The sequence below is a fragment of the uncultured Psychroserpens sp. genome, from assembly GCF_947494225.1.
Lineage (GTDB): Bacteria > Bacteroidota > Bacteroidia > Flavobacteriales > Flavobacteriaceae > Psychroserpens.
Genome location: NZ_CANLUG010000001.1, coordinates 89,971 through 107,341, shown reverse-complemented (window position 1 = coordinate 107,341; position 17,371 = coordinate 89,971). Strand labels below are relative to the sequence as shown.

At 34.3% G+C, this 17,371-nt stretch carries 9 protein-coding genes; 3 read left to right on the top strand and 6 right to left on the bottom strand.

The window, feature by feature from the left end; genetic code table 11:
- The first annotated feature begins 114 nt into the window (after positions 1-114).
- Positions 115-2,775, top strand: a complete 2,661-nt coding sequence (locus Q0893_RS00410) for a DUF5916 domain-containing protein (RefSeq protein ID WP_299271811.1) — start codon at positions 115-117, stop codon at positions 2,773-2,775.
- On the opposite strand, the gene Q0893_RS00405 is transcribed toward Q0893_RS00410, so the two are convergent.
- Both Q0893_RS00405 and Q0893_RS00400 read right to left on the bottom strand, forming a co-directional pair.
- Positions 2,776-3,447 carry a GNAT family N-acetyltransferase gene (locus Q0893_RS00405; RefSeq protein ID WP_299271809.1) on the bottom strand — a complete coding sequence of 224 codons (672 nt, stop codon included), beginning with the start codon at positions 3,445-3,447 and terminating at the stop codon, positions 2,776-2,778. It lies immediately after the preceding gene.
- The gene (locus tag Q0893_RS00400; protein WP_299271807.1) at positions 3,428-4,297 is read right to left on the bottom strand and encodes a 3-keto-5-aminohexanoate cleavage protein; all 870 of its coding nucleotides are present in this window, start codon (positions 4,295-4,297) and stop codon (positions 3,428-3,430) included. The genes Q0893_RS00405 and Q0893_RS00400 overlap by 20 nt, the downstream gene beginning before the upstream one ends.
- Before the next feature lie 263 nt (positions 4,298-4,560).
- On the opposite strand from Q0893_RS00400, the gene Q0893_RS00395 reads away from it, so the two are divergent.
- On the top strand, positions 4,561-6,192 hold the full coding sequence (locus tag Q0893_RS00395; protein WP_299271805.1) for an ABC-F family ATP-binding cassette domain-containing protein: 1,632 nt from the start codon (positions 4,561-4,563) through the stop codon (positions 6,190-6,192).
- Positions 6,193-6,721: 529 nt separating this feature from the next.
- Complete coding sequence (locus tag Q0893_RS00390; RefSeq protein ID WP_299272635.1) at positions 6,722-8,680, top strand: YgiQ family radical SAM protein; 1,959 nt, start codon at positions 6,722-6,724, stop codon at positions 8,678-8,680.
- 2 nt (positions 8,681-8,682) lie between these two features.
- Here Q0893_RS00390 and Q0893_RS00385 read toward each other — a convergent pair whose 3' ends face one another.
- From Q0893_RS00385 to polA, 4 genes are read right to left on the bottom strand one after another with little or no spacing between them, the layout of a single operon-like run.
- Positions 8,683-10,983 carry a DUF2357 domain-containing protein gene (locus Q0893_RS00385; protein ID WP_299271803.1) on the bottom strand — a complete coding sequence of 767 codons (2,301 nt, stop codon included), beginning with the start codon at positions 10,981-10,983 and terminating at the stop codon, positions 8,683-8,685.
- 3 nt (positions 10,984-10,986) lie between these two features.
- Entirely contained in the window at positions 10,987-13,179 is a 2,193-nt protein-coding gene (locus Q0893_RS00380) for an McrB family protein (protein ID WP_299271801.1), read from the bottom strand.
- Positions 13,176-14,270 (bottom strand): DNA cytosine methyltransferase, encoded by a 1,095-nt coding sequence (locus Q0893_RS00375; RefSeq protein ID WP_299271798.1) that lies wholly within the window; start codon positions 14,268-14,270, stop codon positions 13,176-13,178. Before Q0893_RS00375 ends, Q0893_RS00380 begins: the two co-directional genes overlap by 4 nt.
- Positions 14,271-14,303: 33 nt before the next feature.
- A complete protein-coding gene (gene polA / locus Q0893_RS00370) occupies positions 14,304-17,162 on the bottom strand; it encodes a DNA polymerase I (protein WP_299271796.1) in 2,859 nt (952 codons plus the stop codon).
- Positions 17,163-17,371: the final 209 nt, after the last annotated feature.

Below are 17,371 nucleotides of genomic sequence, written 5' to 3'. Positions count from 1 at the left end.
TTTGTATTGGCTTGATAGATACCTTATTCGTTAAAATTTTCTGAAACCTGATGGTTTAATGCAACAAAGGCTTTAAATTGAAGTCTTTAGAATAAAGACTAATCAATCAAATCAATGAAAATCTCTACACTAATCACTGCATGTTTCATTTGCAGTTCACCAACCATTTTTGCTCAAAACGAACCATCCAATACCAAAAGAGTCTATACAACCTCGGCTATTAAAGATTTAGACGCACCTACTATTGATGGTGTTTTAGATGAAGACGCTTGGAATATTGTAGAATGGACTTCAGACTATACAGAATTTCAGCCCGATGTTGGAACACCACCAACAGAGCAAACAAAAATGAAAATCATTTATGATGATAAAAACCTCTATGTCGCATTTAAATGTTATCAAGCCGATCCTAGTACCATAGAAAAACGTATGGGACGCCGTGATGATTTCCCAGGAGATTGGGTTGAAATCAATCTTGGAAGTTATAATGATGATCGAACGGGTTTTTCGTTTACCATTTCAGCATCTGGGGTAAAAGGTGATGAATTTATATCTGATAATGGAAATTTTGATGGCAGTTGGAACCCTATATGGTATGCTGATACAAAAATTGATGATGATGGTTGGACTGCCGAAATACGAATTCCTTTAAGTCAGTTGCGTTTTGGAGATCTTGAAGATCAGGTTTGGGGCTTACAATCAACGCGACGTTATTTTAATAATGAAGAGCGATCAACATGGCAACCTCTACCTGCAAACCCTCCAGGATGGGTAAGTGAGTTTGGTGAACTACGTGGACTTGTGGGTTTAAAACCTCAAAAACAATTGGAAATTCAACCCTATACTGTTGTGCAATTAGATACCTATCAAGCCGAAGCAGGAAATCCTTTTAGAGACGGAAGTGATACCAAACTTACGGGCGGATTGGATGCCAAAATTGGTATTACAAACGACCTTACGGTTGATTTGACAATTAATCCAGATTTCGGACAAGTAGATGCAGATCCTGGAGCCATTGCATTAGATGGTTTTGAGATTTTCTTTCAGGAACGACGACCATTTTTTGTAGAGAATAAAAATGTTTTTGATTTTAGAGTGGGAGGCGGAAGAGATAATGTATTCTTCTCAAGACGTATTGGCCGAACACCTCAAGGCTTTACAACGGCCGATGGTAGTTTGGGTGAATATGAGGACATACCAAATTTTACAACAATTCTTGGTGCAGCAAAATTTAGCGGTAAGACGAAAAATGGTTGGGCTATTGGCCTTTTAGAAAGTATTACAGCTAAAGAGTATGCCGAGATTGAACTAGATGATCGTGAGGATGTTATCAATAGCTTGCCCGAAGTTGGTGAACGACGTGAGGAACTCGTCGAACCATTTACTAATTATTTAGTGGCAAGAGCGCAGAAAGATTTTAATAATCGTAACTCTTATATAGGTGCCATTGTAACATCTACAAACAGAAAGTTGGAAGGGAATTTAGATTTCCTGAGAAAAAGCGCTTATACAGGAGGTGTCGATTTTAGACATAACTGGAAAAACCGCAGGTACTATATTCAAGGGAATCTTACATTGAGTAATGTTAATGGAAGTAAAGAAGCCATCACTAATACGCAAACGTCATTAACACATTTGTTTCAACGATCTGATGCCAGTCATGTGGATGTTGATCTTAACAAAACCTCATTAACAGGTTCAGGTGGACGACTGGAGTTTGGACAACGAGGTAGCGATAAATGGCGTTATACTATTGGCGGAAATTGGAAGTCTCCAGAATTAGAACTCAATGATATTGGGTTTTTAAGACAAGCAGATGTCATCTCTCAATATGCTAATGTGAGACGCTTATTTAATAAGCCTACAAGTTGGTTTAGGAGAGCCAATATTGGTTTAGAACAATTTACTCAATATGATTTTGAAGGGAATTATAACAGGATTCAGTATGAAATGAGCGGAAATATTAACTTCATAAATAACTGGTTTGCCGATTTTGGTGCTGCTCATAAACCGAGAATATACAGTAATACAGTATTGAGAGGAGGTCCAAGATGGCGATGGAATGAAGAGAATTTCTGGTATATGTTTATTGGAACCGATCAACGCAAGAAGCTAAGTACGACTGTTGGTTATGTGAACTCTAGAGCAAAACAAAACAACTTTTCATTGGATCGCTATGAATTAAGATTTAGATACCAGCCTTTAAACTCATTGAGTATGTCTTTAAATTTTCAATATGAGGAAAATCCGAATAGAACCCAATATGTCACTCAATCTGATTTTAACGGAACACCTCGATATATCTTAGGTGAAATTGATAACGAAAGTTTGAGTGCTACTTTGAGAGTTAACTATAATATCAACCCTAATTTGACCATTCAGTATTATGGACAGCCGTTTATATTTAAAGCGAAGTATTCTAACTTTAATTTTGTGAATAATCCAACAGCCGAAAACATTAACGATCGTGTTACTTGGTATGATTCTAATCAAATTTCTCAAGAAGACGGTTCGTATGTTGTGGATGAAGATGCTAATGGAACTGCAGATTATAGTTTTGGTGACCCTAACTTTGCGTTCGTACAATTTAGATCTAACCTTGTTGTGCGCTGGGAATACATACCAGGTTCAGAGGTTTTCTTAGTATGGTCTCAAGGTATTAACGGACTAGGCGACGTTAATAATTCATTTGGTAGTATAATTGACAATCAAATTTTCAATCAGAAACCAGAAAATACGTTTTTAATAAAAGCGACTTACCGTTTTGTACTATAGTTATGAGAATGTTTTTAAGGTGAAATCCCAACGAAGTGATTTAAACAAGTCGATATGAACATAAAGTTTGCGAGGCTTGGAGTTCAATTTTTCTTTAAATCGAATCGCCGATTTATTAAAGTAGTTACTCACACTATATTTGGTAGTAATATTACGATCTTCTAAATATCTATAACAAGCATATCGTAAATAAGGCGCCAAATTTCTCCCTCTAAAAGAGGTTAAGGTAAACATATTTAAAAGGTAAGCTTCATCAGGTTTTAACTTGAATACACGCTTTTTTATTTCAAAATCATTCAATTCGATGAACATATAGGCTGCAATTTGACCATTGTGAACAAGTCCTACACACTCTTGACCATCTGCAAAACTTTGATGGATTTTATTTTCAGAGATAGAATCTGCCTCAGCAATAACGACATTTAGATCTTGTTTCTCTAAACGTTTGAAAATGAATTTTTCATCGGTTCTTAGTTTAGGCTTTTCTGTGTGAAGAACTTCTTCCTGGACCCAATAATATGGCATGATATCTATACCAATTTTAGCAAAAGCATGTCTTACCCCTTGAAGAAATAGTCCATTCTTAATTAGATTGGATATCACTTTAAAACTATAAGGAGATTTCTTTTTAGTCGAGTCCATGACTGCTGTATTATTTGTAATAACGTCCATAACTTCCATTTCCAGGTTCTAAATTCATTTTAACTCTAAACTCTTCAGGAGACATAATCTCGCGTTCATTGGCTTTTGCAATAACATGTATGCGCTCCAATAATTCAGAGTTTGTAGCAAGCCTTGTTCTGGCTGTATCATACCATATGTTATCTTCAATACCAACTCTAACACCGCCACCTACGGCAATAGCAAGTGAATTCATTTTAAGCTGGCTATTTCCTATTCCTGCCAAGCTCCAATGCGAATTACTTGGAAGGTCATTAATCATAACACCAGTATGTAGTATATCGGCTTGAGCACAAGCTATATTTCCAAATAGTAAGTTGAAATAATAAGGTGCCTGTAATAAATTTTTACGTTCTAGATATTTAGCATAATTAATCATACCTGCATCAAAAACTTCCAATTCAGGAACTATACCGCGTTCTTTCATTACTCGCGCTAAATCCTGAACCATTTGAGGTGAGTTTATACTTGCTGTTGCATTAAAGTTTAATGAACTCAAGGTTAAACTTCCCATATCTGGTTTTAGGTCTCCATCAAGAAATAAAGCGTCAGATCGTTGTTCAAGTTCTTTAAAATCTCGTCCGCTTAAGGATACACATAATACAAGATTAGGTGCGTATTTACGTATTCCAGAAATGATTTCGGCATAAATTTCTTTTTCATAAGTTGGCTTTCCTGTAATGGCATCTCTGGCGTGCAGGTGTACCATGGTAATCCCAATCTCATTAGCTTTGTGAACATCTTCAATAATTTCGGAAGCAGTTACAGGAACGTGAGGCGTCATGTCCTTAGTAGGAATCATGCCAGTTGGCGTGAAATTGATAACTAACTTATCATCCATTGTAGTAGGTTTTTGTTTAGTGGCTTCGAATATATGTTAATTCTTTAAAAAAGACCTAAATCATAGATTTTCAGTTGAAATTATCGGTTGAAATCCTGATTTCATGCTGCTTTTTCTAAAAAAAATAGCAATTTTTCCATTTTTATTCAATAGATAATTTTGCCTAAACCTGCGATAATTCATCTGTTGTAAATAGAATTTTATGACTTAATTGTTTTACAACGTTGGGCTTTTAGTAGTTTTGCAGCTTTAAAATTTACATTATGATTTCAGTAGATAATTTGGCAGTAGAATTTAGTGGACATACACTTTTTAGCGATGTGTCTTTTACCATTAACGAGAATGATAAAATTGCGTTAATGGGAAAAAATGGAGCAGGAAAATCTACCATGATGAAAATTATTGCTGGTGTTCAAAAAGCAACTCGCGGAAATGTAAGAACACCAAAAGAGGCTATTATTGCCTATTTGCCTCAGCATTTATTAACGGAAGATAATACAACTGTTTTTGATGAAGCTTCAAAAGCATTTAGTCATGTGTTTGAGATGCGTGATGAAATGGAAGCCTTAAATAAAGCCTTAGAGACAAGAACCGATTATGAGTCTGATGAATACATGAAAATTATTGAGCGTGTGTCTGATTTGGGTGAAAAGTATTATGCTTTAGAAGATGTGAATTATGATGCCGAAGTTGAAAAAGCACTTAAAGGTTTAGGCTTTAAACAAGCAGATTTTATACGGCAAACCAGCGAATTCTCTGGAGGCTGGCGAATGCGAATTGAACTTGCAAAAATATTACTTCAAAAACCAGATTTGATTTTATTAGATGAGCCAACCAATCATATTGATATTGAATCGGTGATTTGGTTGGAAGATTTTTTGATAAATAAAGCCAATGCAGTTGTAGTGATTTCACACGATAGAGCCTTTATTGATAATATCACTAACAGAACTATTGAAGTGACTATGGGACGTATTTATGATTATAAAGCGAAGTATACCCATTACTTGCAGTTACGTGAAGAGCGTAGAGCGCATCAAATTAAAGCCTACCAAGAACAACAGAAATTTATTGCTGATAACATGCAATTTATTGAGCGATTTAAAGGCACATATTCGAAAACGAATCAGGTCTCGTCGCGTGAACGTATGCTTGAAAAATTAGAAATTATCGAGATTGATGATATTGACACATCAGCTTTAAAATTACGTTTTCCGCCAACGCAACGTTCTGGAGATTATCCCGTAACGGTTAAAGAGGTGTCTAAATCTTATGGTGAACATGTGGTGTTTAAAGACGCAAACATGTCTATTGCAAGAGGTGAGAAAGTATGTTTTGTAGGACGAAATGGAGAAGGCAAATCGACGATGATTAAAGCCATTTTAGGAGAAATTGATGTGAATGGAACATGCGCTTTGGGGCACAATGTTAAGGTTGGTTATTTTGCCCAAAACCAAGCAGCTTTATTAGATGAAAGTCTATCTATTTTTCAAACCGTTGATGAGGTTGCGAAGGGCGATGTAAGAACGCAAATCAAAAATATTCTTGGTCGTTTTATGTTTAAAGGCGATGATATTGATAAAAAAGTAAGTGTACTGTCTGGTGGAGAAAAAACGAGATTGGCGATGGTAAAACTTTTGTTAGAACCCGTGAACTTACTTATTCTTGATGAGCCTACGAATCACCTCGATTTAAAATCTAAAGACGTACTTAAGGAAGCGCTTCAAAATTTTGATGGTACGTTAATACTAGTCTCTCACGATCGGGATTTTTTACAAGGCCTTTCTAAAAAGGTATTTGAATTTAAAAATCAACGTGTTATTGAGCATTTTGAAACCATCGATGATTTCTTATCAAGGAATCGTGTTGAGAGTTTGAAAGGTCTAGATTTGTAGGTTCTGATATTTTATTTCTGGAGTTTTTACATAATTAAGTTCAAACTTATATTCATGTTCATTTTGCCTTGATGCACTATTTATTTTAGAATGTCTGGTAGACATTTTAAACTAAATACAAAACCAAAAATTCAAGCTAATCTGAGGTGTTAATACATTCATTTTGTCTTGAAACAAAAAGAACCAAAAAATCAAGTCAATCTGAGGAAATTCCTACGGAACATTCGCTTTCGGAATTTCGTGCTTAAAGCTTTGCTTTGCATCTTCATTCCTTCCCTCATTATTTCTGCATTTCAAGATTCCGACTTTGTCGGAAATTGGGACTTGAATCTTCACTAAGTTTTTCTCAATGATGATTTTTGCTTACTGCTTTGCTTGCGTTAGGGATAGAGGCATCTGTTGAAGCTCTTTTTTGTTGTTGCATTGAGCAACAAAAAAAGCGACTGCCGAAAGCGCGACCCTTGGGTAACGCCCAAAATAATTGTCTTATCAAACAAAGGCATCTATTTTTACCTATTTTTGCAATGTTATGCAAGACGAGTTGAGACTTTCAAGTTGGTTACCTACCACAAATAAAGAGGTTAAAATCCGCGGATGGGATGCACTAGATGTTATCTTATTTAGTGGTGATGCTTATGTGGATCACCCAACATTTGGTCCTGCCGTTATTGGACGTTTGCTAGAAAGCCTTGGCTTGCGTGTTGCTATTGTTCCACAACCTAGTGTGACGGATAATCTTCAGGATTTTACAAAACTTGGTGCGCCCAAATTATTTTTTGGGGTCACTGGAGGTTGTATGGATCCTATGATTAGTAACTATAATGCGAATAAGAAACGTCGTGATAAAGATGCCTATACACCAAATGGTGATATTGGATTTCGTCCAGATTATGCCACAACAGTATATTCTAAAATTCTAAAAGAAAAATGGCCTGATGTTCCAGTGTTGCTTGGCGGCATTGAAGCGTCTTTACGTCGTGTCACACATTATGATTATTGGAGTGATACCTTAATGCCAACCATTTTAGAAAGTTCTAAAGCCGATATGTTGGTTTATGGAATGGGAGAGCAACCCTTGCGAGAGGTTGTGCGTTTGCTACAAAAGGGTGTGCCGTTTTCTAGTATTACCACTATTAAGCAAACAGCCGTACTTTTAAATAAAGATGCTAAAATCCCTAAGAATAGTAATTGGGAAGATGTTGAAATTGCATCGCATGAAGTCTGTTTAAGCGATAAGAAAAAATACGCTGCTAATTTTAAGGTTATAGAGCAAGAATCAAATAAATTGGCTGCGCGACGCATTTTTCAAAATGTTGGTGATAAGACTTTGATGATTAATCCGCCGTATCCAACGATGACCGAAGACGAAATCGATGCGTCTTTTGAGTTGCCTTATACACGTTTACCACATCCAAAATATAAGAAGCGCGGACCAATTCCTGCGTTTGAAATGATCAAGTTTTCGATTAATATACATCGTGGTTGTTTTGGTGGTTGTAGTTTTTGTACCATTTCGGCACATCAAGGAAAATTTATAGCCTCCCGAAGTCAGGAATCTGTTTTGCGAGAGGTTGATATTGTTGCCAATATGCCTGATTTTAAAGGTTATTTGTCTGATATTGGTGGCCCTAGTGCCAACATGTATAAAATGAAAGGTAAAATACAATCGATCTGCGACAAGTGCGTGGCGCCTAGCTGTATTTCTCCTGTGATTTGTAGTAATTTAGATACGTCTCATAAACCGCTAACCGATTTATATCAAGCCGTTGACAAGCATCCTAAAGTTAAGAAGTCGTTTATAGGTTCTGGAATTCGCCATGATATGTTAGTGCCAGAATTCAACAAAAATGCAGATCCAAAAGAACTTGATGATTATACCGAAGAGGTCATGACCAAGCATGTGTCTGGCCGATTAAAAGTCGCTCCAGAGCATACCAGCGATCCTGTGTTGAAACTCATGAGGAAGCCTTCGTTTAAGTATTTCCATAAGTTTAAAGAGCGCTTTGATAAGATCAATATCAAGAAAGGTCTGAAGCTGCAACTCATCCCTTATTTTATTTCTAATCATCCTGCTTGTGAAGTGGAAGATATGGCCAATCTTGCTGCCGAAACCAAAGACATGGGCTTTCAGTTGGAGCAAGTGCAAGGCTTTACGCCTACGCCTATGACAGTTGCGACTGTCATTTATTATAGTGGGTATCATCCCTATACTTTAAAAAAGGTAAGCACGCCAAAATCACGTAAGGAAAAAGATGAGCAACACCGTTTTTTCTTTTGGTACAAGGACGAAAACAAAGCGTGGATTAGAAAGACCTTAAATAAACTTGGTCGTCAGGATTTACTCAATGTGCTACTGCCTAAAAAGGACGAAAAATGGCGTAAAAACAAACCTACAGGTGAAACTAAAAACACCTTTAATGATGCTGTGCCTTTTAACCAACGGAAAAATAAGGTGAAGTATAAGGGGAAGAAGAAGCGGAGGAGATAGGCTTATTGAACTACTTTTTGTTGTATCAACTCAGTTAAAGTTGTAGTAAATGGCTTAGCTGAGGCATTTCCTAAATTATAATTTTTTAGTTTTTTAAAGTTCCATTTATTTTTTCCAAATTCAGAAAGATTTACTTTCTCTAATTCGATAACTAGATAATAATCTTGAGAAGGATTAGTATACCCCTTTTTTATTAAATTTTCTTTTGAATATACCTTTGGACCTTTACTAACAATTTTCCATAAATTACCAGATGATTGTTCTCTATGAGTATGTAATAATAGGTATTTTGCGGAAACGGTTTCTTTATCCAAAACGAGAGAACCATTGCCTGAACCCATTCTAAAATTATATAGTCTTTTATTGGAAATCCAATCATACTGTTTTTGGTTGTTATAAAAACCTACTAAAACATAAGTTTCGTCTGGAATAATTTTTTTTCCATCTAGATATTCAGGAATTGGTTCTTGTAAACTATCATTAGGTTTGTCTTTTATAATTTGATATGTCTTAGCTGAAATATTCTCTCGTTGAGTTGTTCTGTTTAAGAAATGATCCAAAACCTCATTGATAAAGTTTTTTAGATATCTAGTCTCGTTTGCGTTTTCTAATGGTTTTATTGGGAATGCACCTAAACCTGGTAGTACCTCATGAAAGCCTCTAAGAGGTTTATCAATTTCTCCAGGGTATAAAATGTAAGCACCACTTGTTCTTCTAATGGCGTCTTTATAGGCATGCATTTTTAATAAATCAGCATTTTTATATATACCTTTTAGGTTTTGCTTTTTCTCTTTATTTAAAGAATCATCAGTTTTTTCAACCCCTAATATTTGGTTAATATTTGCTATTTTATATTTAGCGTCAAAATGAATATGAACAATTTGCTCTTTAGCTTCCGCTTGAACTTCTTCTTGACTTGCTGGCCAAATAGATAACGTGTAATCTGGTCTTAATGTAGTTGTCCAGCTTCCTCTTTTAGTAATATCCTGTGTTCCACCTCTAAAACTTCTGTTGTAATTAAACCTGATATTTAAATCTCTATTAGCTTTAGTATAGGTCCCTGCCAATGCAATTACCTTTCCTTGTTTAAGCTGTAAACTTAACTTGTCATTTGATGATACAATTAACTTTTCTAGTTGTTTAGGTTCAATATCAAAAACTTCTTTTAAAACATCTAAAAGTTTAAAAAACAACCAATATTCATATAAGGTTGCGATATCTTTTTTTCCTCCGCTATATACTTCGTCACCGCCATTCCAAACAAGTTGCGCTGCTAAATCAAATTTCAACCACACTTTTAAAACCTCTCGATAGCCTTCTTTTTTTTGAAGTGTTGGGCTATTTAATTTTAAGGTTGTAGGCCTTGATACTCCTTTAAACAAATCATGTTGTAAATGAGTTTCTAGTTTTTCTGAAATTATGTTTGCTTCTTCTTTAAGTCTAGTTCCTGCCTTTGGGTGATTAGCAATATCCATACAAAATTTTAAAAACGTTTCTAAGGCATGTTTTATAAAACGGTTTTCAGAGGTGTCAACACTTTCAAATTTTCTATAAGAATCTATTTTTGTAGCAATAGATTTAATCCCCTTTTTTTGTAATGGATGTGTTTCTTTTAACTTTATACGATTATCCGAATTTATTAGTAACCTTAATTCTGAGTTTTTAAATCGTTTAATTTTTCTAGAATCAGTCAACTCTGCTTCTTCTGTCCAATTAGTTGTTGGATTAGCAACAATACGTTGAATAGCGTCTTCAAAATCTTCAGAATTTATTATTGATCTAACAAAAGCAAAGCGCTGGTATAAGGTTTTGTTGTCAACGTTAAAATCAGTTTCAAAAGAATGGCTAACAGGTGAATTGGCTTGAATAATCAGATCTGTACATTTTGACGTAATATCGTTTAGCATGTACTGATAATCTGTTCTATAGGATGTTTTTTTAGACTGTACTTCTAATTGTAAATCCCATTTTTTATCCGGATTAACAATATTTAGAATCTCTAATGTAAGAGTACCAACGAATATATTTGGAGCAATCACACCAATGTGCTCTTTTCGTTTTCTGTTTGTAACTATATTTTTTTGGTCAACACAAATAAGCCGATAACGTTCAGCAATATTTTCTTTTTTATGAGAAAATTCAAAATCATAAAAACAACCTTCCTTTAATTGATAGGTTGGTTCGTGCTCATAAAAATTAGTTGTATCGACTTCTATATCTCCATTATGCCTTGCATCGATATATATAGATAAACCTTCTTCTACATGAGATAAATCAATTTCTATGGACTGTCTTTCTTCCATCAATTAAGCTTCTGCATAACTGGCAAAACCATTATCTATAGCTCCTTTATACATTCTTGTAATTTTCTCTAATGATAATGGGTATAAAACAGCAGTATTATCTTTATAAACGAGGGTTTCTTTATTGTTTAAAAAAACTTTTGATGCGTCAGTAGTCTCAGAAACACATAATGAAGCTAACACTTCTAGAATGGGGCAAAGTTTCCGTCTAGAACCATGCAGTTTTGGTAATAGCTTTTGCATGATAGCAATGTCTATTTTTGTATCTTCTGGAATCTCATTGTCCAATACTGTTAACTGATTATATAATCTATGGATTTCTTTTGCCGAACGATAACCAAATTCTGCCCCTGTTTTTTTCAATTCTTCAAAAAACTGCACTAATTTTTTGTTTAATTTAGCTGGGTTAATTGTTGTAAAATCTTTGTTGGAAGCAATGGTTATAAAATCTTCACCCATTGCTGTGCCTTTACTGTCAAGGTAACTAAAATCTATGTTCTTGGGTGCTTTTAAAAATTCTTCTATATCATCTTTGTCGACTCTAAACTCAATTACATTAGCTCTGTCTAACACTTTAGGACTAAACATGTAAGTCGTTTCGTCGACGTTCACGGTACCAACAATAAACAAGTTAATTGGCCAATTTAGATTGGAATCCACACCACTTATCTTTTCATTTGAGCTATGCAATTTGAGTTGGTCTTTAGATTCCATAATACTTAAAAAATCTGCAAAGTATCGCTCGACATGACTTAAGTTCATTTCATCTAAAATTAAAAAATATGGTTTGCTTTTATTGATTTCTTTATTCGCTTCAATTAACAACTTTAAAGCACCATTTTCAGGTACAATGTATTCATCATTATTTAAGGCATTAACATATCCTAGTAATGGCTCTCTATTTGTCCAGTCAGCTCCAACTGGTACAATGCAATATTGTGATTGGTCCTCAGTAATCCATCGTGCGAATGCCTGTGCTAATTTTGTTTTACCAGAGCCTGATAAACCACTTAATAGCACAAATGGTTTGGTTGCTAAGGATGCAATATATCTGGTGATAAATTTTGGTTTGTAGTTTAATCCTGAATTTTCACAAATTTTTTGAAATGTGATAATATCAAATTTGTCTTTATTAATTACATTCTTTTCTTCAATTTTAGAAGATAAATAATGCACTTCATTTTCAGTATAAATTGAATAATCTGGATAATAATTTTCAATTAGAATTTTAAAATTATCCAAATCTAATCTACTATCCTTTCCGTATGTCCATTCTGTAGATAGATAATAATTTTCATCTTCTAATCGGAAAATAACATCTTCAAAAAATCTAGTTTTCCCATCATTAAAGGATAATTCATCTTTAGACAAGATGCCTTCGGATGTTTTAAATATTGATGTTAATTTTATTTCTTTATCCTTGATTGAAGTATACTCTGATTGATTGTTTTTGAAAAAAAACGGTGTAATGTTATTTAGTTCATCGTAATCGTAAAAAAAAGTTAGAACCTTATATACAAATCGGCCAGTATACTTCTCTTCAATATATTTTTCTGTATTAATTAATAATGATTCTTTACTGAATTGCTTAGGTTTAATCTCGCTTATTTCACTTTCATTTAATAATTTGGATAAATTTGGATTTACAGTTAGATGATATGCTAAATCTGCAATATATGATTGACTATTATTAACTACGCTAGCTAACTCCAAGATTGGTGAAACGAAATAATCATTTCTGTCAATAGTTTTACTGCCATACCACCAATCATAATGAGAAAGAAATTTTTGAAAATATTCTTTGTCCTGTTCTAATGAAAAGTATTTATTTATTATTGATTGAATATTTTGGGGGATATGATTAGTCTTTTTAATTTCTGCTATAGCTTCTTTAGGATTGGCAATACCTCTAAATATTTCATTAAAAACATTCTTATATTCAAAAAGAGCTGACAAATAATCTACAAAGTAAGAAGCGATATAGTACCATTGATTTGGAAAGGTAATAGTTAATTCTTTTGAAGTAAAAACTACTGTTGTGTGTTTTGAAAAACTTACCTTCTGCTTTCCATCATTTTCTATGATTTGTGTAAATAGTTTTTTGAAATTATCAGATAACTCAATTTCCTCCTTTTTATAATTTAAAAAAGAAGTTTGGGTTTCGATAGCAATGTTATTCAAATTCTTAAGACTCATAATAGTTGTTTTTTAATTTCACCAGCCAATGTTTGTACAACTGGTACTGATACGCTATTTCCAAATTGTTTATAAGCTTGATTATCTGAAACAGGTATTTTATACCAATCATTTATAGGATATCCTTGTAACCTTGCTGCTTCTATAGGATGCAATTTTCTGGGTCTATCATCTCTATCTTTTATATTTTTTTGCTCAATTAAAATTTCACTTCCATCTTTATAATATCTGGCAGAAATAGTACTTGTGTATTTAGACTTTTTATTAAATAACGAGTACCCAAATCCATTACCTTTAATTGCATGTTCTCTTTTTCTTCTTTTATGACCAGTCCAAAGCTTTTCAGAAATGGTATAACTTTTATCGGCTTTCAATTCGAGTTTTTTTAATTGCGTATTAGTTAAAAGGATGTCTCCAAGTTTTGTTTCTTTAGATAGTTCTTCTCGTTTAGTTTTATCAAAAATCACCTTATCATCTTCATCTAAACCATAAGGGAATTTAAATTTTTCCGCTTTTATTTGTCTTTTATGCCAAGCTACAATAAAAATTCTTTCTCTGTTTTGCGGTACTCCAAAGTGTTTGCTATTAAGTATTTCAGAGTTTACTTCATATCCCATTTTATTAAGAACTCTCTCAATAGTTTCATAGGTTTTTCCTTTATCATGGTTTTTAAAACCTTTCACATTTTCTAATACAATTACTTTGGGAATTTTAACTTTTTTGTCTTTTTTATTAGCTTTAATTTTTGAGTGTATAATTTCTTGAATGTTAAAAAACAAAGTCCCTCGCGTATCATTAAATCCTTTTTTTAAGCCAGCATGAGAGAATGGTTGACATGGAAATCCACCACATAAAATATCAAACTCAGGGATTGAATCATAGTTTAAATTTGAGTCTGTTATGTCAATATTGAAATTTCCATTCTTAAAAATATCTGGTGAAATGTTTTTAAAATTTTCTTCATAAGTTAGTCTTGCAAACTTATCTATTTCAGAAGCAAAAACACATTCTCCTCCATTTTCATGCATAGCTATATGGAAACCACCAATTCCTGCAAATAAGTCAATAAACTTAAATTTATTTTTTGTCATTATTTTAATTTCAATCTTTAATTTATTAAATCTCTAATGCGCCTCCAACCAATTATCTCCAATATCCATATCGACATCTAGAGGAACGTCTAATTTGTAAGCGTTTTCCATTTCGGTTTTAATGAGTGTTTTAAGCGATTCTAACTCTGGTTTATAGGCGTCAAATACGAGCTCATCATGCACTTGAAGTAGCATTTTCGATTTATAATCCCCAGCTCTAAGTTTCTCATGAATATTAATCATCGCTATTTTAATAATATCGGCTGCACTTCCTTGAATAGGAGCATTTACGGCATTACGTTCTGCCGCACCTCTAACTACTGCATTACGTGAGTTGATATCTTTTAAATAACGACGACGACCTAAAACCGTTTGTACATAACCGTTATCTCTAGCAAAATCAACCTGCTCACTCATATAAGCACGTAATTTTGGATAGGTTTGATAATAGGTGTCAATGAGCTCTTTAGATTCAGAACGCGAGAGATTCGTTTGATTGCTCAATCCGAAAGCAGATACACCATAGATAATTCCGAAATTCACGGTTTTAGCATTACTACGCTGTTCTCTGGTCACTTCGGAAAGCGGAACATTAAATACTTTCGAGGCTGTTGAAGCATGAATATCTTCGCCTTGTTTAAAGGCTTCAATCATCGTTTCTTCTTTGCTCAGCGCTGCAATAATACGCAGTTCTATCTGAGAGTAATCGGCTGCAAGTAAGGTGTAATCTTCATTTCTAGGAATAAAAGCCTTTCGCACTTGTCGCCCGCGTTCAGTACGAATTGGAATGTTTTGCAAATTCGGATTGTTACTACTTAGGCGACCTGTAGCGGCAACAGTTTGCATATAATCGGTATGCACTCTACCTGTAGACGCATCAACCTGCAACGGTAAAGCATCGACATAAGTACTTTTTAATTTTGATAAGCCTCTGAAGTCTAGAATATTTTGAATAATCTCATGATCTTTCGCTAGGTAACTTAATACATCTTCAGACGTAGAATATTGTCCAGTTTTTGTCTTTTTAGGTTTGTCTACCAATTTCATTTTTTCAAATAAAATCACACCTAATTGTTTTGGTGATGCAATATTGAATTCTTCACCTGCGGCCTCATAAATTTTCTTTTCGAGATTAGCAATATCTGTGTTGAGTTGTTCAGACAGGGAGTTCAAGAATTCTTTATCTAGGTTAATGCCTTCCAATTCCATGGTTGCCAAAACTCGAACTAGAGGCAACTCAATGTCATCAAATAATGTTTTGGTATTGGCTTCGCCCAATTCTTTTTCAAAATGCTCTTTAAGCTGTAGGGTTATGTCGGCATCTTCAACGGCGTATTCGGTTTGCTTCTCTAAAGGAACATCGCGCATTGATAACTGGTTTTTTCCTTTTTTTCCCAGTAACTCTGTAATAGATATAGGTGTATAATTAAGATAAGTTTCAGCCAATACATCCATATTATGTCGCATGTCAGGATTGATGAGGTAATGCGCTAACATCGTATCAAAGAGTTTGCCTTTAACATCAACATCATATTTGGCTAAAACTTTAATGTCATATTTTAAATTTTGCCCAATTTTTTGAATAGCTTCATTTTCAAAAAACGGACGTAAGATTTCTATGAGTTCTTGAGCTTCGTTTTTATCTTCCGGAAAAGGGATGTAAAAGCCCTTTCCAACTTCCCATGAAAATGCAATGCCAACGAGTTCTGCAGTTAATGGGTTAAGACCAGTTGTTTCTGTGTCAAAGCAAACAGCGGTTTGATTCATCAAATTTTTAACAAACAGCTTTGTTGCCATACCAGGAGCAATACTTTGATAAAAATGTGCAGTGGTTGCAGATGTTTTTCTTGTGTATTCTGAAACCGCTTCGGTGCTGTTAGTATCATCTCCTCCAAATAAAGAAAATTGCCCTGCTCCAGCACTAGCAGAGGTTTTAGGCTTTGGTGTTGCTTTAGACTTCTCGACTGCGCTCGAAGTGACAGAGTTAGGTTTAGTTGACGTTTCTTCTTCCGTAGAAAATGTTTTTAGGAAATTATCAGTTAACCTTCTAAATTCTAAATTCTGAAATATCTCTTTTACTTTTTCGATATCTGGATGGTCCAGTTCAAAATCCTTAGCATTGAATTCTACTGGAACGTCGAGCATAATGGTTGCTAGTTTCTTTGATAATAAACCCAATTCACCATTAGCTTCAACTTTTTCTTTCATTTTACCTTTGAGCTGATCTGTATTAGCGAGCAAGCCTTCCATACTACCAAACTGATTGATAAACTTCTTAGCTGTTTTTTCACCAACGCCAGGAAGTCCTGGGATATTGTCACTAGCATCTCCCATCATGCCTAAAAAGTCAATCACTTGCATAGGATCTGTCACTTCAAATTTTTTCTGCACTTCAGGAATGCCCCAAGTTTCATAACCGCCTCCAAAAACAGGTCTGTACATAAAAATGTTCTCGGTTACTAACTGTGCAAAATCCTTATCTGGCGTCACCATATACGTTTTATAACCTTCTTTTTCAGCCTGTCTTGATAGGGTTCCAATAACATCATCTGCTTCGTAGCCTTCTTTCACCATGATTGGAATATGCATGGCTTTAAGAATCTCGTAGATATATGGAACTGCTGTTTTAATGCCTTCTGGTGTTTCATCACGATTGGCTTTATAGGCCTCGTACATTTCTATACGGTCTGCACTTCCTCCTTTGTCAAAGCAAACAGCTAGGTGATCAGGTCGTTCACGTTTAATTACATCCAATAAGGAATTCATAAAGCCCATTATGGCCGAGGTGTCTTCACCTTTTGAGTTAATTCTTGGATTTTTTATGAAAGCGTAATACCCACGAAAAATTAGGGCATAAGCATCAACTAAAAAAAGACGTTTCTGATCTGACATGTTATATCATATTTTATTTAAGTAAACTTCGTAAAACGCTCTTTTTTCATTTCTGCCTCAAAATAAAAAAGAAAAGTAGCTATGGCTATGTTTAATTTTTATTTTTTCACATATTCTAAAAAAATCATCATTTTACGTATAAGTTGACCTAAACAAAAAATGATATTGAGCTTTTTTTGAAGTTTATAAAGCTACAAAAACTTATGCGT